The organism is Burkholderia sp. BCC0405, from assembly GCF_902833075.1.
Taxonomy (GTDB): Bacteria; Pseudomonadota; Gammaproteobacteria; order Burkholderiales; family Burkholderiaceae; genus Burkholderia.
Genome location: NZ_CADFEO010000002.1, coordinates 145,845 through 169,461, shown reverse-complemented (window position 1 = coordinate 169,461; position 23,617 = coordinate 145,845). Strand labels below are relative to the sequence as shown.

The 23,617-nt window shown below is 65.9% G+C and carries 19 protein-coding genes and 1 pseudogene; 10 read left to right on the top strand and 10 right to left on the bottom strand.

All coding sequences use genetic code 11. From position 1 onward, the window contains the following. Window positions 1-9 precede the first annotated feature (9 nt). From HWX36_RS03865 to clpS, 4 genes and pseudogenes are all read right to left on the bottom strand, one after another. Window positions 10-189 (bottom strand): annotated as a pseudogene (locus tag HWX36_RS03865) (hypothetical protein); the annotation flags it as partial. Between the two features lie 91 nt (window positions 190-280). Further along, complete coding sequence (locus HWX36_RS03860; RefSeq protein WP_175950953.1) at window positions 281-1,660, bottom strand: amino acid permease; 1,380 nt, start codon at window positions 1,658-1,660, stop codon at window positions 281-283. 104 nt (window positions 1,661-1,764) lie between these two features. Continuing rightward, window positions 1,765-4,065, bottom strand: coding sequence for an ATP-dependent Clp protease ATP-binding subunit ClpA (gene clpA, locus HWX36_RS03855; RefSeq protein ID WP_175950952.1), 2,301 nt, complete (start codon window positions 4,063-4,065; stop codon window positions 1,765-1,767). Further along, window positions 4,062-4,376: an ATP-dependent Clp protease adapter ClpS gene (gene clpS / locus HWX36_RS03850; protein WP_006398529.1), complete on the bottom strand. Its 315-nt coding sequence runs from the start codon at window positions 4,374-4,376 to the stop codon at window positions 4,062-4,064. The genes clpA and clpS overlap by 4 nt, the downstream gene beginning before the upstream one ends. A 545-nt stretch (window positions 4,377-4,921) precedes the next feature. Here clpS and HWX36_RS03845 point away from each other — a divergent pair. After that, complete coding sequence (locus HWX36_RS03845; RefSeq protein ID WP_006488945.1) at window positions 4,922-5,125, top strand: cold-shock protein; 204 nt, start codon at window positions 4,922-4,924, stop codon at window positions 5,123-5,125. 182 nt (window positions 5,126-5,307) lie between these two features. Here the strand turns inward: HWX36_RS03845 and HWX36_RS03840 are convergent, their stop codons facing one another. After that, complete coding sequence (locus tag HWX36_RS03840) at window positions 5,308-6,897, bottom strand: multicopper oxidase family protein (RefSeq protein WP_175950951.1); 1,590 nt, start codon at window positions 6,895-6,897, stop codon at window positions 5,308-5,310. A gap of 670 nt (window positions 6,898-7,567) precedes the next feature. On the opposite strand from HWX36_RS03840, the gene HWX36_RS03835 reads away from it, so the two are divergent. Then, window positions 7,568-7,792 (top strand): hypothetical protein, encoded by a 225-nt coding sequence (locus HWX36_RS03835; protein ID WP_006490888.1) that lies wholly within the window; start codon window positions 7,568-7,570, stop codon window positions 7,790-7,792. Between the two features lie 123 nt (window positions 7,793-7,915). Here the strand turns inward: HWX36_RS03835 and HWX36_RS03830 are convergent, their stop codons facing one another. Continuing rightward, complete coding sequence (locus HWX36_RS03830) at window positions 7,916-10,144, bottom strand: NADP-dependent isocitrate dehydrogenase (RefSeq protein ID WP_175950950.1); 2,229 nt, start codon at window positions 10,142-10,144, stop codon at window positions 7,916-7,918. A gap of 281 nt (window positions 10,145-10,425) precedes the next feature. Further along, complete coding sequence (gene icd / locus HWX36_RS03825; protein WP_006754594.1) at window positions 10,426-11,682, bottom strand: NADP-dependent isocitrate dehydrogenase; 1,257 nt, start codon at window positions 11,680-11,682, stop codon at window positions 10,426-10,428. Window positions 11,683-11,959: 277 nt separating this feature from the next. Here icd and HWX36_RS03815 point away from each other — a divergent pair, with 277 nt between their 5' ends. From HWX36_RS03815 to HWX36_RS03790, 6 genes are all read left to right on the top strand, one after another. After that, entirely contained in the window at window positions 11,960-12,538 is a 579-nt protein-coding gene (locus HWX36_RS03815) for a pseudouridine synthase (RefSeq protein WP_175950948.1), read from the top strand. 280 nt (window positions 12,539-12,818) lie between these two features. Then, complete coding sequence (locus HWX36_RS03810; protein ID WP_175950947.1) at window positions 12,819-13,034, top strand: hypothetical protein; 216 nt, start codon at window positions 12,819-12,821, stop codon at window positions 13,032-13,034. A 159-nt stretch (window positions 13,035-13,193) separates the two neighbouring features. Further along, window positions 13,194-13,694, top strand: a complete 501-nt coding sequence (locus HWX36_RS03805) for a DUF192 domain-containing protein (RefSeq protein ID WP_175950946.1) — start codon at window positions 13,194-13,196, stop codon at window positions 13,692-13,694. A gap of 218 nt (window positions 13,695-13,912) precedes the next feature. After that, window positions 13,913-16,024 (top strand): elongation factor G, encoded by a 2,112-nt coding sequence (gene fusA / locus HWX36_RS03800; RefSeq protein WP_175950945.1) that lies wholly within the window; start codon window positions 13,913-13,915, stop codon window positions 16,022-16,024. Window positions 16,025-16,187: 163 nt separating this feature from the next. Next, window positions 16,188-17,210 (top strand): HoxN/HupN/NixA family nickel/cobalt transporter, encoded by a 1,023-nt coding sequence (locus HWX36_RS03795; RefSeq protein WP_175950944.1) that lies wholly within the window; start codon window positions 16,188-16,190, stop codon window positions 17,208-17,210. Between the two features lie 280 nt (window positions 17,211-17,490). Further along, window positions 17,491-17,838, top strand: coding sequence for a hypothetical protein (locus tag HWX36_RS03790; RefSeq protein ID WP_244136320.1), 348 nt, complete (start codon window positions 17,491-17,493; stop codon window positions 17,836-17,838). A gap of 27 nt (window positions 17,839-17,865) precedes the next feature. On the opposite strand, the gene HWX36_RS03785 is transcribed toward HWX36_RS03790, so the two are convergent. After that, a complete protein-coding gene (locus tag HWX36_RS03785; protein WP_175950943.1) occupies window positions 17,866-18,711 on the bottom strand; it encodes an aldo/keto reductase in 846 nt (281 codons plus the stop codon). A 166-nt stretch (window positions 18,712-18,877) separates the two neighbouring features. Between HWX36_RS03785 and HWX36_RS03780 the strand changes: the two genes are divergently transcribed. After that, window positions 18,878-19,624, top strand: coding sequence for a GntR family transcriptional regulator (locus HWX36_RS03780; RefSeq protein WP_175950942.1), 747 nt, complete (start codon window positions 18,878-18,880; stop codon window positions 19,622-19,624). Between the two features lie 21 nt (window positions 19,625-19,645). Here HWX36_RS03780 and HWX36_RS03775 read toward each other — a convergent pair whose 3' ends face one another. After that, complete coding sequence (locus tag HWX36_RS03775; RefSeq protein ID WP_175950941.1) at window positions 19,646-21,037, bottom strand: CoA transferase; 1,392 nt, start codon at window positions 21,035-21,037, stop codon at window positions 19,646-19,648. Between the two features lie 440 nt (window positions 21,038-21,477). Then, window positions 21,478-21,801, bottom strand: coding sequence for a DUF2917 domain-containing protein (locus HWX36_RS03770; protein WP_175950940.1), 324 nt, complete (start codon window positions 21,799-21,801; stop codon window positions 21,478-21,480). Window positions 21,802-22,008: 207 nt separating this feature from the next. Between HWX36_RS03770 and mdtD the strand changes: the two genes are divergently transcribed. Continuing rightward, the gene (mdtD, locus tag HWX36_RS03765; RefSeq protein WP_175951173.1) at window positions 22,009-23,445 is read left to right on the top strand and encodes a multidrug transporter subunit MdtD; all 1,437 of its coding nucleotides are present in this window, start codon (window positions 22,009-22,011) and stop codon (window positions 23,443-23,445) included. Window positions 23,446-23,617: the final 172 nt, after the last annotated feature.

Sequence of the window (23,617 nt, the reverse complement as noted above, 5' to 3'; positions counted from 1 at the left end):
CTTCGCCCATCATTCCTCGACGGGTTGCGCGATCCGTGCGGGCGTCAGGTCGCGCTGCCGCGATTGAGTCGCGATCGCGTAGATCACCATCGCGACCAGCAGCACGGCCGACGAACCGATCGTGTCGAGCGCGAGGCCACCCTTCGCAACCAGCTTCGTCAGCAGGTCGCCGACCGTCGCACCGGGCCTGCCTTGCAGACAGGATCGAATGTAGTCGCCGCGGGGCTTAACAGCACCTTAGCGAGCGGGAAAACGCAGTGGGCAGCCGCCGCCGCGACCATCAACGCGCATGTTGGTGCCGGTAATGCAGTGCGTATGCGAGCGTCAGCAGCACGACGAACACGACGCCGACCACCATCGTCATCCGGAATTCGCGCGTGAACGCGGTCGTGAACAGGATCGCCGCGACGAGCCCCGCACCGAGCAGGCTGCCGAACGGGTGCCCCCACATCCGGAACGCAAGCGCGGGGCCGCGATACTGCGCACGAAAGCGCAGGTGCGTGACGAAGATCATCAGCCACGTGAACAGCGCGCCGAACATCGCGATCGCCATCATCACGGTGAACGCCGTGTCGGGCGCCAGCGCGACCAGCACGGCCGCGACGGCGACGCCGCTCGTCGAGATCCACAGCGCCGCGCGCGGCACGCCGTTCGACCCGAGCCGGCCGAACACCGCGGGCGCGAGCCGCGCGCGCGACAGGCTGAACATCATCCGCGTCGTCACGTAAAGCTGGCTGTTCATCGCCGATAGCGCCGCGATCAGCAGCACGAAGTTGATCACGCCCGCCGCGTACGGCACGTGGGTCGCGGCCATCACCTTCACGAACGGGCTTTCGTCGGTGCCGGCCTGCGTCCACGGCACGATCGCGAGCATCAGCGACAGCGTCAACAGATAGAACAGCACGAGCCGGAACACGGTCGAGCGGAACGCGCGCGTGACCGCGTGCTGCGGATCGCGCGCCTCGCCGGCCGCGATCGCGACGGCTTCGATGCTCATGTAGCTGAAGATCGCGACGATCACCGCGACCCACGTGCCCCACGGCCCCTTCGGCATGAAGCCGCCGTGCGCGGTGTAGTTCGCGAAACCGATACCCGATGCGGCCGGCGCCGACCACACGAGATATGCGCCGAGCACGATGAACACGACGATTGCCGCGATCTTCAGCAGCGAGAACGCGTATTCGACCGTGCCGTACAGCGTGACGCTCGCGAGGTTCACGGCGATCAGCAGCGCGGAGAAGCCGATCACCCAGTACCAGCCGGGCACGGCCGGGAACCAGTACTTCATGAACACGGCGATCGCGCTGATCTCGGTGCCGATCGCGAACACGACCGCGAACCAGTACGCATAGCGCACCAGGAAGCCCGCCAACGGGCCGACATAGTGCTCGGCATAGGCGCCGAACGAGCCGGCCGTCGGATGCGCGACCGTCATTTCCGCGAGCGCGCCCATCAGCAGCAGCGCGATCAGCGCGCCGATCGCATACGAGACCAGCACGCTCGGGCCGGCCAGCCCGATCGCGAACCCGCTGCCGAGGAACAGCCCCGTGCCGATCGCGCCGCCGATCGCGATCATCGCCATCTGCCCTGACGTCAGCGCATGGCGCAAACCCTGTTCGCGCGCGACGATGTCGTCGAACGTCCGTTGTTGTTGTGTCACTGCGTTGCCACTCCCCTGCACCACCATCGCGCCGCCGGCGCCAGATAAAACGAAACGGCGCGGAAAACATCCCGCGCCGTTCGCATGAACTACCCGATTATCGCTTACTCGACTTCGACAGCCTCTTCGTTCGGCTTGTGCGGCGGATTTGCCAGCTTGTCGAACGACAACTGCACCTTGTCGTTTTCGTCGACATCGACCGTCACGTGGCCGCCGTTGACGAGCTTGCCGAACAGCAGCTCGTCAGCCAGCGCGCGCCGGATCGTGTCCTGGATCAGCCGCTGCATCGGCCGCGCGCCCATCAGCGGGTCGAAGCCGTGCTTCGCGAGATGCTTGCGCAACGCGTCGGTGAAGAGCGCGTCGACCTTCTTCTCGTGCAGCTGTTCCTCGAGCTGGATCAGGAACTTGTCGACCACGCGCATGATGATTTCCTCATCGAGCGAGCGGAAGCTGATGATCGAATCCAGGCGGTTGCGGAACTCCGGCGTGAACAGGCGCTTGATGTCGGTCATCTCGTCGCCCGTCTCGCGGCGCGTCGTGAAGCCGATCGTCGCCTTCTGCATCGACTCGGCGCCCGCGTTCGTCGTCATGATGATGATGACGTTGCGGAAATCCGCCTTGCGGCCGTTATTGTCCGTCAGCGTGCCGTGGTCCATCACCTGCAGCAGCACGTTGAAGATGTCCGGATGCGCCTTCTCGATTTCGTCGAGCAGCAGCACGCAGTGCGGCTTCTTCGTGACGGCTTCGGTCAGCAGCCCGCCCTGGTCGAACCCGACGTAGCCCGGCGGCGCGCCGATCAGGCGGCTCACCGCGTGACGCTCCATGTATTCCGACATGTCGAAGCGGATCAGCTCGATGCCGAGCGTGAACGCGAGCTGGCGCGCCACTTCGGTCTTGCCGACGCCCGTCGGGCCCGAGAACAGGAACGCGCCGATCGGCTTGTCCATCTTGCCGAGGCCCGCACGCGCCATCTTGATCGAGGCGGCCAGCGCGTCGATCGCCGGATCCTGGCCGAACACGACGCTCTTCAGGTCGCGGTCGAGCGTCTGCAGCTTGCTGCGATCGTCCTGCGACACGCTCTGGGCCGGCACACGCGCGATCTTCGAGATGATTTCCTCGATCTCGCTCTTGCCGATCGTCTTCTTCTGCTTCGACTTCGGCAGGATGCGCTGGGCGGCGCCCGCTTCGTCGATCACGTCGATCGCCTTGTCCGGCAGGTGACGGTCGGTGATGAAACGCGCCGACAGTTCGGCCGCGGCCGACAGCGCACCCGACGAATACTTGACGCCGTGATGCTCCTCGAAGCGCGACTTCAGCCCGCGCAGGATCGCGACCGTCTGCTCGACGGTCGGCTCCGTCACGTCGACCTTCTGGAAGCGCCGCGACAGCGCCGCGTCCTTCTCGAAGATGCCGCGATACTCGGTGAACGTGGTCGCGCCGATGCACTTGAGCGTGCCCGACGACAACGCCGGCTTCAGCAGGTTCGATGCATCGAGCGTGCCGCCCGACGCGGCGCCCGCGCCGATCAGCGTGTGGATTTCGTCGATGAACAGGATCGCGTGCGGACGCTCCTTCAGCTCCTTCAGCACCGTCTTCAGACGTTGCTCGAAATCGCCGCGGTACTTGGTGCCCGCAAGCAGTGCGCCCATGTCGAGCGAGTAGACCTGCGCGTTCGCGAGGATGTCCGGCACTTCGCCACGCGTGATGCGATAGGCGAGCCCTTCCGCGATCGCGGTCTTGCCGACGCCGGCCTCGCCGACGAGCAGCGGATTGTTCTTGCGGCGACGGCACAGCACCTGGACCACGCGCTCGACCTCGGGCTCGCGACCGATCAGCGGATCGATGCGGCCGTCCTTCGCCATCTGGTTCAGGTTCTGCGTGAATTGCGCGAGCGGCGTTTCCTTCTGCGCATTCGCGTCTTCGCTTTCCGCGTTCGCGTCGGCCGACTTCGCGGCTTCGCCGTTGTTCGTCTTCGCGATGCCGTGCGAAATGAAGTTCACGACGTCGAGGCGCGTGACGCCCTGCTGCTGCAGGTAGTACACGGCATGCGAATCCTTCTCGCCGAAGATCGCGACCAGCACGTTCGCGCCGGTGACTTCCTTCTTGCCGTTCGACGTCGACTGGACGTGCATGATCGCGCGCTGGATCACGCGCTGGAAACCGAGCGTCGGCTGGGTATCGACATCGTCGGTACCCGGGACGGTAGGTGTGTTGTCGTGGATGAAATTGCGCAGGTTCTGACGCAAGTCCTCGATGTTCGCCGCGCACGCGCGCAACACCTCGGCTGCCGTCGGATTATCCAGCAGGGCCAGCAGCAAATGCTCGACCGTAATGAACTCATGGCGCGCCTGGCGTGCTTCCATGAACGCCATGTGCAGGCTGACTTCCAATTCCTGGGCAATCATGCTTCCTCCATCACGCACTGCAGCGGATGCCCGGCCTGCCGCGCATGGGTAACGACTTGCTCAACCTTGGTCGACGCGATGTCCCGCGTATAGACCCCACAAACTCCTCGCCCTTCGCGATGAACCTTCAGCATGATCTGCGTGGCCGTCTCGCGATCCTTCTTGAAATACTCCTGGACCACCATCACGACGAATTCCATCGGCGTGAAGTCGTCGTTCAGCAGCACCACCTTGTACATCGAAGGCGGCTTGAGCTTCTGCTGCTTGCGTTCCAGGACGGTGCTGTCCTGCTTGTCCGGGATAATCGCCATACACCCATTCTAAACAACTCGGACAGGCCCGCAATCCTGCCATTACCCGACCGACCGGCCGGCGCCCTCCCCGGAATCCCGGAACACGCGATCTTCTTCGCGCCATACGAAAGCCGGCTGCGGTGCCGGCTTTCACGCGTGGCGCGGAACACGAACCGTCTGGGGGAACAGCACCGGAACGTCGTGTCCGCATCCAGTATCCCACAAGCCGGGACGGCTCGAACGCGCGTCACTCGAGCCTGGTATATGAGCCGATTATGCGGCTTTTCAAGACCTCGCGCTTGGCCGCCTGCTGCTAAGCAAAGCCGGAAAAACCCTGAAAATGGGTTCTTTACAACGTCCCTCTAAACGTCTAAAAATTCCACTTGACACTCCAATAAAGAGCGCCAACAATCAAGCTGGCACTTTTTTCAATTTGCCGGTTGGCAAAATGAAAGAGGCCGAGGTGAGCTTGTGAGGGGGGAACGGCTGCATTTTCCGGTCGTTTAGCTTTTCGAGCGTGCTCGTGGTAAGTAGCAGCGACTGTGTGACAGGGGAAGTAGGAAATGGCAACTGGTATCGTTAAGTGGTTCAACGACGCGAAGGGCTTCGGTTTCATCACTCCCGACGAGGGCGGTGAGGATCTGTTTGCGCACTTCTCGGCTATCACCATGAATGGCTTCAAGACGCTGAAGGAAGGCCAGAAGGTGAGCTTTGACGTCGTCCAAGGGCCGAAGGGCAAGCAAGCGTCGAACATCCAGGCCGTATAAGGCACCGGATATCAGACGAAGAAACCCGGCGCATCGCGCCGGGTTTCTTTTTATTCGAGGCTGGCCAATCGATTATCGATTGGCCAGCCTTTTCGTTCAATCCCGATAATTGAACACACATTGTCTTGTCTCGCGTGCAAATCGGATACTCGTCCGGCACGTGAAACATAATCGCCACTTCGTTACACGACCTTCAGCGTGCCCATCATGCCGAGATCCTCGTGTTCGAGAATGTGGCAATGAAACATGCGCTCGCCGGACATGTCTTGCGTGACGAGAATCGTCACGGTTTCGCCGCTGCGCACGTTCACGGTATCGCGCCATGCGCGGAACGGTTCGCTTGTACGCGAGCCGCCCGACGCGCGCTCGATTACCTGGAACTGCGTGCCGTGCAGGTGGAACGGGTGATCCATGTCGGTGCCGTTGCGGATCGTCCAGCGTTCGACGTCGCCGCGACGGCTCGTCAGCGTCGCGCGATGCGGCGCGTAGGTGTCGCCGTTGATCGTGAAGCGCATGCCCGCCGGGCGGCCGTGCGCCGCGCCCTTCATCATCGCGTCCATGTCCATCTCTTCGCCGAACGCGACCTCCTTGTGCGCGACCGGCTCGCCCAGCGGCGGCACCGCGCGCAGGGTCTCCGGCAGCGCACGTGCGGCGGCCGGCGCGAATACGACGTCAGCCAGGGCCAGCGCCGGATCGGGCGGCAGGCTGCCATGTCCGTCATCGTGCGACATCGACATCTTGCGGCGGTCGTATTCGGCCGCCTGCAGCACTGCGCGCGACGCACGATCACCGGCGCGCACCAGCAGTTCCGCACGCTCGCCCGGCGCGATCAGCAGCGACGTGACGCGGCGCGGCGCATCGAACAGCCCGCCGTCGGTGCCCGCGTGCTCGAACGCGCGGCCGTCGTCGAACGCGACGCGCAGGTAGCGCGCGCTGCACGCGTTCCACACGCGCCAGCGCTCGTCGCCCGCGACGTCGATCCGCGGCCGGCGTGCGCCGTTGACCAGCACGAACTGGCCCTCGCGGCCGTTCATCCAGTCCATCATGTCGTTCGGTGCAATCGTGCCGTCGCGCGCAAGCTTCAGGTCCGACACGAACAGGTTGCGCTCGGGCCAGCCCGCCAGCGGATCGTCCGCGGCGCGCACGACGAACGGGCCGGCCAGCCCGCGGAAGACCTGCTCGGCCGTCATCATGTGCGGATGCGGGTGGTACCAGTAGGTGCCGGCACTCCCCTTCGGCAACGTGAAGCGGTACGTGCGCGACGCGCCGGGCGCGACGGGATCGGAAGGGTTGCCGTCCTGGTCAGGCGGCACGGGCAGGCCGTGCCAGTGGATCGTCGACGGCTGCGGCAGCTTGTTCACGAACCTGATCTCGACCGTGTCGCCCTCGCGCACGTCGATCAGCGGACCGACGACGGGGCCCTGCGTGCCCGCACCGAACTGCCAGAACGTGGTCGGCCGTGCGCCGTGCAGCATCGGGCGCGCCACCGGCTGCGCCACCAGCGTGGCCCGGAACGTGCCGGGCTCGCGGCTTTCGTTCGCAAGCGTGCGCAGCGCCACGAGCGGCGCGCCGGCCGGCAGCGCATCGGCGGCCGCGAGCCCGGCCGGTGCGGATTTGCCGTGCTGGCCGTGATCCGCCATCCCTGACATGCCAGGCATGTCGTCCATCGAATCCATGCCAGCGTGACCTGCATGCTGCGCCCACGCGGCGCGCGCGAACAGCGACGCGGCCACGCCACCGATGGCGCGCGACAGGAAGGTTCTCCGTATCATCAATCGTTCCTCGTTATCCATGCTGGGTCGCGCGGCCGCCACGACGCCCGTGCCAGCCCGCTGAAGCGCCGATGCGCGACGCAAATCCTGATGCCCGCGTCATCATAACCGTAGGCCCCAATCGAGAAATGCCGCGGCCGGCCGGGCGGCGATACGCCGCAGGACCCGACGACACCGCACCAGATTTGGCACGCACCGACCCGCATCGCCGATCGACGACGAGCGGCCCTCCACTCGCGGCCGAAGCGCCACTCAATCCTGCCCCAGGCAGTTCCGAAGCGGTCGCCTCGCGCCTGCGGTCCGGCCCCGCCACGGCGCCCGGCGCTTCACCGATCCGCAAACCCGTCAATATTTCACGATGCGGAACAAGTCTCTGCGTTGTAAAAATTCGTGGTGCAGGGCACAAAATCCCCGTTTCGCGATGCCAAAAAACGTTCCGCAATACAAAACAGAGAAAATAATTATTTGTTTTTAAAAGGAAATTTTTGTTTAGTGAAGCCGTTCTACATGCACCATCCGAGCGGGTCGCGGACGTAGACTTTGTCCCATGCACTGACGCTTCGCCACGACGTTCGATACGCAAGCCGGCGCAAGCAGCCAGTCGGGCCACAGCCGGCCGAACCGGCAGGGGCACAACAGAATCGCGTGTGATCAGAAAGGGAGAACGGAAATGAAGGGATTTCGCTTTGGTTCAGCGCTCGGGTCGTTCTACATCCTGCCGGGTAACGGCGGCTGGGAAGCGACGTTCGGCAACGCCCTGCTCGGCGCATTCTCGTGCCCCGAAGTGGCTGCCGACCACATCTCCCGCGGCGACTGCGAACAACTGTCCGAACTGGACACGGCAACGCTCGAAGTGCCACACGAAATCGCCGAATGGGAAATCGTTCACGTCTGAATGGCAAGCCCGCAACGAACAACGCCCCGGGCGTCCGGGGCGTTGTTCTTTTGTGGCCGGCGGCAGGTAGCATTGCCCGCCACGCCGGCACACGCATCGACCCGCGCGATCGCGCGGCCTGCGTCAGGCAACCGCGTCGACGATGGCGTTCAGCGTCGCGCTCGGGCGCATTGCCTGGCTCGTCAGCTCGACGTTCGGACGGTAGTAGCCGCCGATGGCTTGCGCCTTGCCCTGCGCAGCCGCCAGCTCTTCCAGAATGCGCGCTTCGCTGTCGGACAGCGCCTTCGCCACGCCTTCGAACTGCGCCTTCAGCGCCGCGTCGTCGGTCTGCTCGGCCAGCGCCTGCGCCCAGTACAGGCACAGGTAGAAATGGCTGCCGCGGTTGTCGAGGCCGCCGACCTTGCGCGCCGGCGACTTGTTCTCGTCCAGGAACTTGCCGGTCGCCTGATCGAGCGTCTTCGCAAGCACGATCGCCTTCGGGTTCTGGTATGCGTTGCCGAGGTGTTCGAGCGACGCAGCCAGCGCAAGGAATTCGCCGAGCGAATCCCAGCGCAGGAAACCTTCCTCGACGAACTGCTGCACGTGCTTCGGCGCGGAACCGCCCGCCCCCGTTTCGAACATCCCGCCGCCGGCCATCAACGGCACGATCGACAGCATCTTCGCGCTGGTGCCGAGCTCCATGATCGGGAACAGGTCGGTCAGGTAGTCGCGCAGCACGTTGCCGGTGACCGAGATCGTGTCCTTGCCTGCGCGGATGCGTTCGAGCGAGAAACGCGTCGCTTCGACCGGCGTCATGATGCGGATGTCGAGGCCGTTCGTGTCGTGATCCTTCAGGTAGCGTTCGACCTTCGCGATGATCTGCGCGTCGTGCGCGCGCGCCGGGTCGAGCCAGAACACGGCCGGCGCGCCGGTCGCGCGGGCGCGGTTCACCGCGAGCTTGACCCAATCCTGCACCGGCGCGTCCTTGGTCTGGCACATGCGCCAGATGTCGCCCGACTCGACCGCGTGCTCGAGCAGCACGTTGCCCGCTTCGTCGATCACGCGCACGACGCCGTCCGCCGGGATCTGGAACGTCTTGTCGTGCGAACCGTATTCTTCAGCCGCCTGCGCCATCAGGCCGACGTTCGGCACGCTGCCCATCGTGACCGGGTCGAACGCACCGTGCTGCTTGCAATCCTCGATCACGGCCTGGTAGACGCCCGCGTAGCAGCGGTCCGGAATCACGGCCTTCGCGTCGTACAGCTCACCGTCCGGGCCCCACATGCAGCCCGACTCGCGGATCATCGCCGGCATCGACGCGTCGACGATCACGTCGCTCGGCACGTGCAGGTTCGTGATGCCCTTGTCCGAGTTGACCATTGCAAGGCGCGGGCGCACCGCGTATTCGGCCTTGACGTCGGCTTCGATCGCTTCGCGCGTGTCGGCCGGCAGGTCCTTCAGGCGCGCGTACAGGTCGCCGATCCCGTTGTTCGGGTTGAAGCCGACCTGCGCCAGCACGTCCGCGTGCTTCGCGAGCGCGTCGCGGTAGAACACCGATACGAAATGGCCGAACAGGATCGGATCGGAGACCTTCATCATGGTCGCCTTCAGGTGCACCGAGAACAGCACGCCCTGCGCCTTCGCGTCGGCGATCTGCGCGTCGATGAAGCTGCGCAGCGCGTTGCGGCTCATCACCGATGCGTCGATCACTTCACCGGCCTTCACGGCCGTCTTTTCCTTCAGCACCTTCTTCGCGCCGTCGGTTGTCGTGAGCTCGATCTTCACGCTGCCGGCCTCGGCGATCAGCGCCGATTTCTCGCTGCCGTAGAAGTCGCCTTCGCTCATGTGCGCGACGTGCGCCTTCGACGTGGCCTGCCACGCGCCCATCTTGTGCGGATGCTTGCGTGCGTAATTCTTGACCGACAGCGGCGCGCGGCGGTCGGAGTTGCCTTCGCGCAGCACCGGGTTCACCGCGCTGCCCTTGATCTTGTCGTAGCGGGCCTTGACCGCCTTCTCTTCGTCCGTCGACGGATCTTCCGGGTAGGCCGGCAGCGTGTAGCCCTGCGCCTGCAGTTCGGCGATCGCGGCCTTCAGCTGCGGCACCGATGCGCTGATGTTCGGCAGCTTGATGATGTTCGCTTCCGGCTTCAGCGTGAGCTGGCCCAGTTCGGCCAGATCGTCGGAACCCTTCTGCTCGGGCGGCAGGGCGTCTGCGAATGCCGCGATGATGCGGCCGGCGAGCGAGATGTCGCGCGTCTCGACGGCGACGCCGGACGAGCGCGTGAAGGCCTTGACGATCGGCAGCAGCGAATAGGTCGCGAGCGCGGGCGCTTCGTCAGTGAGGGTGTAGATGATCTTGGGCGAAGTGGACATGGTGGTCAAAGCATTGCTACGTGATTGTTGGACTGGGAGCGCCGGCGGTAACCGGCGGGGAGCGACCGGGTCGGTCGCGAAAGGGGCGCGCCGGCTCAGCCGGGCGGTGGTGTTGCGAGGGCCGTCATGTTCTACCTTGCAGGGGCTCCGGGCCGCATCGCGGCGCCGCGGCCCGCATGCCGGACCGCCCTGCCAACAAACCTGCCATCCACGAAACGCTCCGGCGCCGGCAGTAGGCGCCGGGGCGGCCGGACACGCGCCGGCCCACCCCGGAAGGGGACTTACATGTTCTCGATCAGCACTTCACCGAAGCCCGAGCACGACACCTGCGTCGCACCTTCCATCAGGCGCGCGAAGTCGTACGTGACGCGCTTCTGCAGGATCGACTTCTCCATCGCGGCGATGATCGTGTCGGCGGCTTCCGTCCAGCCGAGGTGGCGCAGCATCATTTCCGCCGACAGGATCTCGGAACCGGGGTTCACGTAATCCTTGCCCGCGTACTTCGGCGCGGTGCCGTGCGTCGCTTCGAACATCGCGACCGAATCCGACAGGTTCGCACCCGGCGCGATCCCGATGCCGCCGACCTGCGCGGCCAGCGCGTCGGAGATGTAGTCGCCGTTCAGGTTCAGCGTGGCGATCACGTCGTATTCGGCCGGGCGCAGCAGGATCTGCTGCAGGAACGCATCGGCGATCGAATCCTTGATCACGATCTCGTTGCCCGTCTTCGGGTTCTTCACGCGCATCCACGGGCCGCCGTCGATCAGCTCGCCGCCGAATTCCTTCTGTGCAAGCGCGTAACCGGCATCACGGAACAGGCCTTCCGTGAACTTCATGATGTTGCCCTTGTGCACCAGCGTGACCGACTTGCGATCGTTGTCGATCGCGTACTGGATCGCCTTGCGCACGAGACGCTCGGTGCCTTCGGTCGACACGGGCTTCACGCCGATCCCCGAGGTTTCCGGGAAGCGGATCTTCTTCACGCCCATCTCGTCCTGCAGGAACTTGATCACCTTCTTCGCCTGCTCGGAGCCCGCGGCCCATTCGATGCCCGCGTAGATGTCTTCCGAGTTCTCGCGGAAGATCACCATGTCGATCTTTTGCGGCTCGCGCACCGGCGACGGCACGCCCTTGAAGTACTGCACCGGGCGCAGGCACACGTACAGGTCGAGTTCCTGGCGCAGCGCGACGTTCAGCGAACGGATGCCGCCGCCGACCGGGGTCGTGAGCGGCCCCTTGATCGACACCACGTATTCCTTGAGCACCTGCAGCGTTTCGTCCGGGAGCCACACGTCCGGACCGTACACCTTCGTCGCCTTCTCGCCCGCGAAAATCTCCATCCAGTGGATCTTGCGCTTGCCCTTGTAGGCATGCGCGACCGCCGCGTCGACGACCTTGATCATGACCGGGGTGATATCGAAGCCCGTACCGTCGCCTTCGATATAGGGAATGATCGGCTGATCGGAAACGTTGAGCGAGTAGTCCTTGTTGACGGTGATCTTGTCACCGCCTTCCGGAACCTTGATGTGCTGATACGGCATGATCGACTCCAGTGACGTGGCTGAGCAGGTGATGCTGGTCGAAGCTGCGCGCGCGGCGGGGGCGCGGCATGGCCACCCCGTGACGGCAACAGCGAGCCGCTATTCTAGCGCCCCAACCGGGCACTTCGGCACGAAGCGCGGCACCGCGTATCAAGACCCCACTTATATCTTATATAAGACAGAGGACTTGCCGTTCCGTATTATGCATTAAGATTCCGCCATTTGCCATAGACCGCCCGCCGCCGCTTCCCGCGGCGCGCCGGGCGGACGCCCCGCCATGAACCTGATCGCCCTCAACAAGCCGTTCGGCACGATTTGCCAGTTTTCCGCGCACGAGACGCGCCCATCGCTCGGCGACTGGGTAAAAACGCCCGGCGTCTACGCGGCCGGCCGGCTGGACGCGGACAGCGAGGGGCTGCTGCTGCTCACCGACGACGGCGCGCTGCAGGCGCGTATCGCCGAGCCCCGCCACAAGCTCGTCAAGCGCTACTGGGCGCAGGTCGAGGGCGCGCCCGGGCCGGCGGACCTGAAGGCGCTCGCGCGCGGCGTCGACCTCGGCGACTATGTGACGCGCCCGTGCCGCGCCGAATTCATCGAGCCGCCCGACACGCTGTGGCCGCGCAATCCGCCGATCCGCTACCGCGCCGCGATCCCGACGACGTGGATCGAGCTTGCGATCACCGAGGGCAAGAACCGGCAGGTGCGCAGAATGACGGCGGCCGTCGGCTTCCCGACGTTGCGCCTGGTGCGCGTCGGCGTCGGCGCACTGGATATATTCGCGCTCGGCATTGCACCGGGAGAAACAATCGCGCTGCCGCCGCGCGCGCCGTGGGACGGTTTCGCAACCGCCGGGTGACGAATTCGGGACGCGCGAATTTTCGTCATCTTTTTCGTCAACCGCCTGCGAAGATCGCGCGTTAAACCTCGCAGATGCCAACCTTAGCTATCCGGCATTGGCAGCCGAAGCCGTGTTTGCGTCACGAAAGCGACGTTTTTATCGAATACGATTCGGCGCCCGCAGCGCAATGAGAAATTTCTCGAAGCGTCTGTCAACCGAAAGGTGGATGGCACCGTTAGACGACATGACTCCTATTGCCGGGTCATTTGGTTAATTAACTAAAGCTGAGGAACACAACATGAACAAACTGATCGCCGCTCTGGTCGCTGGCCTCTTCGCAACGGCTGCTTTCGCACAAGCATCGGCTCCGGAAGCTGCTCCGGCTGCTGCTGAAGCTGCTTCGGCACCGGCTAAGCACGCTGCCAAGAAGCACCACGCAGCTAAGAAGCACCACAAGGCATCGAAGAAGGCTGCAGCAAGCGAAGCAGCAGCACCGGCAGCTGCTTCGAACTAAGCAAGCTTGCTGTAATAACGCAGTCAAGAACACGCAGTCTTGCCGTTCTTACGGCGTTGAAAGGCAGATCACCGCAAGGCGATCTGCCTTTTTCTTTTTGTGCCCGCCGGCGCGCATCGCGTACCATGCGGGTCTTGTTTTCCAGATAGGAGCCTTGCTGTGCAATTCTCCCTGCGTTCGTCGCTCGGCCGCCTTGCGCGCGCCGCCGTGTTTCCCGCCGCGCTCGCCGTCATGGCGCTCGGCATGCAGGCCGCCAGCGCGCAAATGCCGCCCGGCGCCAAGCAGCCGAGCGAATTCCCGCGCGTGAAGCTGCGCGCCGGCATGTACGTGATCGACGCGGCCGTCGCCGCAAACGACCCCGACCGCGAACAAGGGCTGATGTACCGTTCGCAACTCGCGCCGAACGAAGGCATGCTGTTCGTGTTCAACGAGAACGCGGTGCACTGCTTCTGGATGAAGAACACGCTGATCCCGCTGTCGATCGCGTTCATCCGCGCGGACGGCACGATCACCGACATCGACGAGATGAAGGCCGAGACGACCGACAACCACTGCCCGCGCAACAACGGCGTCTATGCGCTCGAAATGAGCAAGGGCTGGTTCGCGGCGAAGGGCATCAAGCCCGGCATGAAGCTCGAAGGCCTGCCGCAGGCCCAGTAACGGCCATCGCCGCGGCGTCGCGCCGCGCACCGACCGAAGCCGGCCGCCCGTTGCGCGCCGGCTTTTTTTTCGGCCGCCGGCGGCGGCACCCGGCTTGATTCCGCCATTGCCGGCCGCATCTGCAAAAGCCACGCGCAAGCGCTATGCTTTAAGTCTCGCTTGTCCAGCCCGGGCCGGCACCGCCGGCCCGCTTACGATCCGAACCCAAGGAGGTTCACGTGCCCCGCAAAACCCCCATCGAGCGCTATCGCAATATCGGGATCAGCGCTCACATCGATGCCGGCAAAACCACGACGACCGAGCGCATCCTGTTTTACACCGGCGTGAGCCACAAGATCGGTGAAGTGCACGACGGCGCGGCCACGATGGACTGGATGGAGCAAGAGCAGGAACGCGGCATCACGATCACGTCGGCGGCGACCACGGCTTTCTGGAAGGGCATGGCCGGCAACTATCCGGAGCACCGGATCAACATCATCGACACGCCCGGGCACGTCGACTTCACGATTGAAGTCGAGCGCTCGATGCGCGTGCTCGACGGCGCGTGCATGGTCTACGACTCGGTCGGCGGCGTGCAGCCGCAGTCCGAAACCGTCTGGCGCCAGGCCAACAAGTACAAGGTGCCGCGTATCGCGTTCGTCAACAAGATGGACCGCGTCGGCGCCGATTTCTTCCGCGTGCAGCGGCAGATCGGCGAGCGCCTGAAGGGCGTCGCCGTGCCGATCCAGATTCCGGTCGGCGCGGAAGATCATTTCCAGGGCGTCGTCGATCTCGTGAAGATGAAGGCGATCGTGTGGGACGACGAAAGCCAGGGTGTGAAGTTCTCGTACGAGGAGATTCCCGCGAATCTCGTCGAGCTCGCGCACGAATGGCGCGAGAAGATGGTCGAGGCCGCGGCGGAAGCGAGCGAGGAACTGCTCGAGAAGTACCTGCACGACCATGAATCGCTGACCGAGGACGAGATCAAGGCCGCGCTGCGCAAACGCACGATCGCGAACGAGATCGTGCCGATGCTGTGCGGCAGCGCGTTCAAGAACAAGGGCGTGCAGGCGATGCTCGACGCGGTGATCGACTACCTGCCGTCGCCCGTCGACGTGCCGGCCATCCTTGGCCACGACTTCGCCGATCCGGAGAAGCCGGCGGAACGCCATCCGAGCGATGACGAGCCGTTCTCGTCGCTCGCGTTCAAGATCATGACCGACCCGTTCGTCGGCCAGCTGATCTTCTTCCGCGTGTATTCGGGCGTCGTCGAATCGGGCGACACGGTGCTCAACGCGACCAAGGACAAGAAGGAACGGCTCGGCCGGATCCTGCAGATGCACGCGAACGAGCGCAAGGAAATCAAGGAAGTGCGCGCGGGCGACATCGCGGCGGCCGTCGGCCTGAAGGAGGCGACCACCGGCGATACACTGTGCGATCCGACCAAGCCGATCATCCTCGAGAAGATGGAATTCCCGGAGCCGGTGATCTCGCAGGCCGTCGAGCCGAAGACGAAGGCCGACCAGGAAAAGATGGGCCTCGCGCTGAACCGCCTCGCGCAGGAAGATCCGTCGTTCCGCGTACAGACCGACGAAGAATCCGGCCAGACGATCATTTCGGGGATGGGCGAGCTCCACCTCGAAATCCTGGTCGACCGGATGAAGCGCGAATTCGGCGTCGAAGCGACGGTCGGCAAGCCGCAGGTCGCGTACCGCGAGACGGTGCGCACGACGGCGTCCGACGTCGAGGGCAAGTTCGTCAAGCAGTCGGGCGGCCGCGGCCAGTACGGCCACGCGGTGATCACGCTCGAGCCGAACCCGGGCAAGGGCTACGAGTTCCTCGACGAGATCAAGGGCGGCGTGATTCCGCGCGAATTCATCCCGGCCGTCGACAAGGGCATCACCGAAACGCTGAAGAGCGGCGTGCTCGCGGGCTACCCGGTCGTCGACGTGAAGGTGCACCTGACGTTCGGCTCGTACCACGACGTCGACTCGAACGAAAACGCGTTCCGGATGGCCGGCTCGATGGCGTTCAAGGAAGCGATGCGCCGCGCGAAGCCCGTGCTGCTCGAGCCGATGATGGCCGTCGAGGTCGAGACGCCCGAGGACTTCATGGGCAACGTGATGGGCGACCTGTCGAGCCGGCGCGGCATCGTGCAGGGGATGGAGGATATCGCGGGCGGCGGCGGCAAGCTCGTGCGCGCCGAAGTGCCGCTCGCGGAAATGTTCGGCTATTCGACGTCGCTGCGTTCGGCCACGCAGGGCCGCGCGACCTACACGATGGAGTTCAAGCACTACGCGGAAACGCCGGCCAACGTATCGGAAGGCGTGATCAACGCGAAAGTGAAGTAAGCGCGGCGCGCTCGCGCTGCCGCATGCAGGCAAGGCCCGTCCGATCCCGGACGGGCCTTTTTTCATTCGCGCGCGCCGTGCACGCGGCTTTTTTGACCGGCACACCCTGCGTCTTTTTTCGCGTGCCACAATGCATCGCGATTCGTCAGATGGAACCATCCCGATGCCGCCCACCCCTGCCCTGCGCCGCCTGCTAATCCTCTATGCCGGCCTGATCGCCGCAAATGCCGCCGTCTGGCTGTGGGCGCTCGCCGTGTTGCGCGATCATCCGCTGCTGCTCGGCACCGCGGCGATCGCTTACGGTCTCGGGCTGCGTCACGCGGTCGACGCCGATCACATCGCCGCGATCGACGTGGCGACGCGCAAGCTGATGCAGGAAGGCCAGCGTCCGGTGAGCGTCGGCCTGTTCTTCTCGCTCGGCCATTCGACGATCGTGATCGCCGCGACGCTCGGCATCGCGCTGACCGCGTTCGCGCTGCGCGACCGGTTCGATGCATTCCGCGAGATCGGCGGCACGATCGGCACGGCGGTGTCGGCCACCTTCCTGCTCGTGCTCGCATGCGTGAACCTGGTGATCCTGCGCGACGTGTGGCGGCGCTATCGCGGCACGCACGGGCACGGGCACGGGCACGGGCGCGATGCCGCGCATGTGCACCGTCCTGCCGGGCTCGTGTCCCGGCTGCTGCGTCCGCTGTTCCGGTTCGTGTCGAAGAGCTGGCACATGTATCCGGTCGGCGTGCTGTTCGGGCTGGGTTTCGATACCGCAACCGAAATCGGCCTGCTCGCGATCGCCGCCGCGCAGGCGAGCCAGGGGCTGCCGGTCTATACGGTCATGCTGTTTCCCGCGCTTTTCACCGCCGGCATGACGCTGATCGACTCGACCGACAACGTGCTGATGATTCACGCGTACGGCTGGGCGATGGACGATCCGCAGCGCAAGCTGCTCTACAACGCGAGCATCACGTTCGTGTCGGCGGCCGTCGCGCTGGCGATCGGCGGGATCGAGGCAGCCGGCCTGCTGGCCGACAAGCTGTCGCTGACGGGCCCCGTGCGCGACGCGCTCGATGCGCTCGGCGAACGCTTCGGCTCGATCGGCTACGGCATCGTCGCGCTGTTCCTCGTCTGCTGGATCGCGTCGATCCTGTTCCACCGCTGGCAGCGCGCGGCCGATGCACCTGCGCGCTGAACTTGGCTCGGACGTTTCGTTCCGGGAACAAAGCTGACGGTGCATGCGGCGACGCGCACTTGTGTGCGCGTTGCCCGGCGGACGCCAGCGGCCGGCGGCACGGATCTCGCGGATAGGGATTCGCACGGCGGGCCCACATGCCGTTCCCCCCTCGCGGCTGGCGTCCGGCGCCCGCGCGAAGGCGAAACGGCTGCCGACAGGACTACGAATCTTTACCACTCCTCCTGCATCACACGTCGATGGCCGCGCGGCGACGAGGCATCACGCGCATGGGGAGGCCATGACGCTCAAGACGAAGCAACCGTTCCACACGACGGGACGGCGTTGTCGCGCAACCTTGCTCGCCGCAGCCGCGTTCGCGCGCTGCTGCTCGTATGCCGTCGCACGAGATGCGACACCGGACGCCGCAGCGGATGCAGTTGCCAGCGCGGCCCTCATCATGACGCTGGTCGACGACCTTTCGCCGTGCGCCGCCAATCCGGCTGCGCGCGCGGCGCACGTCTTCACCGGCAGGCACGTTGATGGCCAAGGCGCCGGTGCGAGCGGCAGTGGCAGCAGCAGCCCCGGTAGCGGAAATGGCAATGGCGGCGGTCACGGCAACGGCGGGCCGTCCGGAGGCAGCCGCTGAACTGCTGCGTTGCCCGGCCGGTTGCGGTCAGAGCATCTCGAGCGCACGCTTGCTGCGTGGCGGATGGAAGTACGCATCAAGCTGCGCGCGCTCGTCATCGCTGAACACGAAGTCGAGCGCGGCCCGGTTGTCGCGCACGTGTTCGAGCCGCGACGCTTTCGGGATCGCGAAAACCCCCGGCTGCGCGAGCACCCACGCGAGCGCGACGCGCATCACCGACACCCCGCGCTGCCGCGCGATCTCGTCGAGCGGCGAGCGCTTCGGCAGCCGCCCGTGATCGACCGGGCTGTACGCCATCGCCGGCATCCGGTGCTCGGCGAGCCACGGCAGCAGGTCGAATTCCGGGCCGCGCCGCGCGATGTTGTAGAGGATCTGGTTGGTCGCGCACGCGCCGCCACCGGCTTCATCGACGAGTTCGGCCATGTCGGCCGTATCGAAGTTACTGACGCCCCAGTGACGAATCTTGCCCGCGCGCTGCAGCGCTTCGAAGCCTTCGACCGTCTCCTCGAGCGGCACCGAGCCACGCCAATGCAGCAGATACAGGTCGAGGCGATCGGTACGCAGGCGCTTGAGGCTCGCCTCGCATGCGGCGACGACGTCGCGCCGGCTCGCATGGTGCGGATAGACCTTGCTGACGAGGAACACGTCGTCGCGCAGGCCCGCGAGCGCCTCGCCGACCAGTTCCTCGGTCGCGCCGTCGCCGTACATCTCGGCCGTATCGACCAGTGTCATCCCGAGCGCGACGCCTTCGCGCAGCGCGGCGATCTCGTCCGCGCGCCGGGCCGGCCGCTCGCCCATTTCCCACGTGCCCAGGCCAAGCTTGGGAATCGTCTCGCCGTCGGGCAGGACAACCGTGGCGATCGTGTCTGTCATGCGTTCCTCGTTGCGGATGCGTGGCCGCGCACCGCGGCCCAGGCATGGAATACGACGCATCAGTGTAGTCAATCCGCGCGCAATTCACCTACGGCACGGCAAAAACCGGCTATAACGGCGCCACGCGATGACTTAGAATGGCCGCAATCAGACCGATACCCACTCCATGAAGGCATCCACGGACGACCGCTGGCAGGACCTGCGCCCCGACCCCGACAACGACACGCCGCTCTACCTGCAGCTCGCCCGCAAGCTCGGCGACGTGATCCACGACAATCGCTGGACGGCCGGCGAGGCGTTGCCCTCCGAGCGCGTGCTGTCCGATGCGCTCGGCGTATCGCGCATCACCGCGCGCAAGGCAATCGCGCTGCTCGTCGAGCAAGGCCTGATTCGCCGCACGCAGGGCGCGGGCAACTTCATTCAGCCGCGTTACGAAGATCCGCTGTCGCGGCTGTCGAGTTTCAGCGAAATGCTCGAACGGCGCGGCTTCAAGCCGAGCTCGCAATGGCTCGCGCGCGAGATCCAGCCGGCGAACCGCGACGAAGTGATCCAGCTCGGGCTGTCGCCGGCCGCATCGGTCACGCGCCTGAAGCGCCTGCGCCTCGCCGACGGCATCGTGATGGCCGTCGAGAATTCGACGTTTCCCGCCACGCTGATCCCCGATCCGCAGGCGATCGGCGGTTCGCTGTACAGCTATCTCGAGGCACGCGGCACGCCGATCGTGCGCGCGCTGCAGCATTTCCGCGCGGTCAATGCGACCGACGAGATCGCCGAGCAGATGGGCATCGCACCGCACGACGCGCTGCTGCTGATCACACGAATCGGCTATACGTCGGACCAGCGTGCGATCGAACTGACCGACACCTACTGCCGCAACGACTACTACGACTTCGTCGTCGAGCTGCGCAAGTAGCGCCGGCCGCACCGCCGGCGCTCACAGCCAGCACGCATCGTCGGAGCCGAGCGGCACGGGCGGGCGCGCTAGCGACGGCGGTGTCGCCGACAACCGTTCGGCCGGCCGTACCGCGTAGAGCATGCCGAACGGCGACGCGATGCGCTCGAGCCGGTCGCGCACGTCGGTGCGCGCGAAATCGGGTGCCTGCAGGCCGTCCGGCACGATGCCGAACGACTGCAGCCAGCGTCCCGTCTGCGCGAGCGACAGCCGCACGTGCCAGCTTCCTCCTTCGCGCGCCCGGCGCGCGAGCGCGATCATCGCACCGAACGCCGCGAGATAACCGGTTGCGTGATCGAGCGCCTGGCACGGCAGGTGGCGCGGCCCGTCCGCGTGCGCAGCCTGCTGCTCCTGCCACGCGATCCCGCTCGCCGACTGCACGAGGCTGTCGAAGCCGCGCCGCTGCGCCCACGGCCCCGCGTGCCCGTACGCGGATATCGACACGTACACGATGCCGGGCCGCCGCGCCGCCAGCGCTTGCGGCCCGAAGCCGCGCGCCGCGAGCGCGCCGGGCCGGTACGACTGCAGGAACACATCCGCGCCGCGTGCGAGCGCGTGCAGCGCATCGACGCCCGCCGCATCGCGCAGGTCGATCCACGTCGAACGCTTGCCGCGCCCGTTGTCGATCACGAGCGGCGCGATGTTCGGCAGGTGCGGGCCGTTGACGAGCAGCGTCTGCGCGCCGTGCGACGCCAGCGTGCGGCCCGCGACCGGCCCCGCGATGATGCGCGTGAGATCGAGCACACGCACACCCGCGAGCGGCTGGCCCGCTTCGCCGCGGCCGATCGGCTCGGCCGGTGCGTCGCCGATCCGCTCGATCTCGAACAGCGGCAGCGATGCGATCGCGCGCGCCTGCTCGAGTGACGCCCACTCGTCAGGCGTTCTGATCAATGCGGCGCACAGCCCGGCCTCGGCCAGCACGGTATCGAGTGCGGCGCCGTCCCGCGCGCGGATCGCCGTGGCGACATCGTCCCGCTGCGCGCCGCAGCCGAGTACGTCGAGAATGCCGTTCAGGTGATGCGGAAAGTTCGCGTGCAGCTGGATCCAGCGTCCGTCGCCCGTCTCGAAGAAACCCGTCACCGGGTGACGCAACTCCGGCGGCGGGCCATCGTCCACGCGCAGGTAGCGTTCGCTGCGGAACGCGATGAGCGCGTCGCGAACCGACACGTCGACGGTTTGCGCGACGCCGGTGCGAAGTCGGTGGCATTCGGCCGCCGCGAGCCCGGCTGCCGCGATCGTCGCCACAGCCAGCGTGCCGACCCGGAAGGTCGACGGCAACGTCGGGTCCTGTCCGGTCACGGTCGCACGGGCCAGCGCGTCGGGGTCGCCGTGTGCCAGCTGCCACAGATGCGCCAACGCGAGTTCGGGTGTCATGGCGGAATGGGCGGTGAGGAAGACAAGATCGAGTCTAGGATTCGCGACAGTCGCGAGCAATCCTGATTGCGCGAATCGGCGCATCACGTATGGTCGTACCCCCTGCGCCCCGGCAGAAGCGGCCGACGTCATATCCGCCAGCGCGCAGGAACCCTGCCAGCATCCTCGGGGCCGGCGTGAGCCGCCGCACATGTGCACCGCGAGTTGCTGCCCTCACGACCGGGTCGCGCAAGCAGGCACCGCTGCCATCACGCGGACAAGGTGCGGCTGCTCGCACGCCGCCGTGCCGACGCGAAACGCTCGCGCGGCGGCGTCGAACGTTCGCTCGACCGCCACGTACCGAAGACGGACTCGCGGATCTCTGCACGACTGCACGGCCCGCTGGATCACGCATGCGCTCGAACAATGCATGGACGGAACGCTGATCCTGCCCCGGCGTGCTACGTCGGCAACGACGCGGGCGCATGACGCCGGCCGTCGCGCCGCGCGACGAGCGGCCTCCACCAGGCCTGCGCGGCGCGCCTCGCCGACACCTCGGGCGGACCGAACGCGAACGTCGCACGTTGCGACCCCGCGCTGACCCATACGCGCATGCCGGGCAAAAGCATCAGCGAATCCCCGGCGCCGAGCCAGTGATCGTCGGGCCGGCCCTCGATCGTCAGCCAGACCTCGCCGTCGGCCACCTCCAGTGCGGTGCGATCGACGATCCGCCACCGACCGGCCGGCTCGTCGCCATCGATCACATAAAGTCGCAGTTCGCGCATGGCGGCCTCCTGGTCGCACGGGTTCGATGGCACCAGTATTTCGGACAGCGGCAGCACACGGACAGGTACGGCTGCAGACACTTTCGGCTGAACTGTATTGGTCAATCGACGGGGACGGGCACCCGCCGGGCGGACTTCGCGCCGAACCTGCACGGCGCGATGGCTTTCCCTACAATGTCGGCTGTCCTGCGCCACCACCCGCCCCCTATGTTCCAGCGCCCGCCTGCCGCCGCTCCCGGCGAAAAGAACCTCACCGTGATGCTCTGGCTCGTCGCAACGGGCTTCTTCATGCAAACGCTCGACTCGACGATCGTCAACACGGCGCTGCCGTCGATGGCCGCGAGCCTCGGTGAATCGCCACTGCGCATGCAGTCGGTCGTGATCGCGTACTCGCTGACGATGGCGGTGATGATCCCCGTGTCGGGCTGGCTCGCCGACACGTTCGGCACGCGGCGGGTGTTCTTCAGCGCGATCCTGGTGTTCTCGCTCGGCTCGCTGCTGTGCGCAAACGCGCATACGCTGACGCAGTTGGTCGCGTTCCGCGTCGTGCAGGGGATCGGTGGCGCGATGCTGCTGCCGGTCGGGCGGCTCGCGGTGCTGCGCACGTTCCCGGCCGAACGCTACCTGCCCGCGCTGTCGTTCGTCGCGATTCCCGGCCTGATCGGCCCGCTGATCGGGCCGACGCTCGGCGGCTGGCTCGTGAAGATCGCGTCGTGGCACTGGATCTTCCTGATCAACGTGCCGGTCGGCGTCGCGGGCTGCATCGCGACCTTCTATTCGATGCCCGATTCGCGCAACCCGGCCGTCGGCCGCTTCGACCTGAAGGGCTACCTGCTGCTGACGATCGGCATGATCGCGATCTCGCTGTCGCTCGACGGGCTCGCCGATCTCGGGATGCAGCACGCGGCCGTGCTCGTGCTGCTGATCCTGAGCCTCGCGTGCTTCGTCGCGTACGGGCTGTACGCGGTGCGCGCGCCGCAACCGATCTTCTCGCTCGAACTGTTCCGGATCCACACGTTCAGCGTCGGGCTGCTCGGCAACCTGTTCGCGCGGATCGGCAGCGGCGCGATGCCATACCTGATTCCGCTGCTGTTGCAGGTGAGCCTCGGCTACTCGGCGTTCGAGGCCGGGCTGATGATGCTGCCGGTGGCGGCGGCCGGGATGTTCTCGAAGCGGATCATCACGCGCCTGATCACGCGGCACGGCTACCGCAAGGTGCTGCTCGCGAACACGATCATGGTCGGCGTGATGATGGCGAGCTTCGCGCTGATGCGCGACACGGTGCCCGTCTGGGTGAAAGTCGTGCATCTCGCGCTGTTCGGCGGCTTCAACTCGATGCAGTTCACCGCGATGAACACGCTGACGCTGAAGGATCTCGGCACGGGCGGCGCGAGCAGCGGCAACAGCCTGTTCTCGCTCGTGCAGATGCTGTCGATGAGCCTCGGCGTCACGGTGGCGGGCGCGCTGCTCGCGACGTTCACGGGCATGCTGCGCACCGTCACGCCGAGCAACACGCTGCCGGCGTTCCATGCGACCTTCATCTGCGTCGGGATCATCACGGCCGCGTCCGCGTGGATCTTCGCGCAGCTCGCGCCCGAGATCCGCAGCACCGCGCGCAAGACCGATCCGTCCGAGCGCGCATGACGCGTGGTGCGCGCCGAACCGGGTCGGCGCGCACCATCACGGTGCGGCGCGGCCTCGCGATGCGCATTTGAAACGCCTGCAATGCCCGGCAGCGCATCCGCGACGCGCCGCCGCACGGGGTACGATGCCGTGCACGCTTCTTGCTGGCCTATTCTCTAGGTAAACTCGCAGT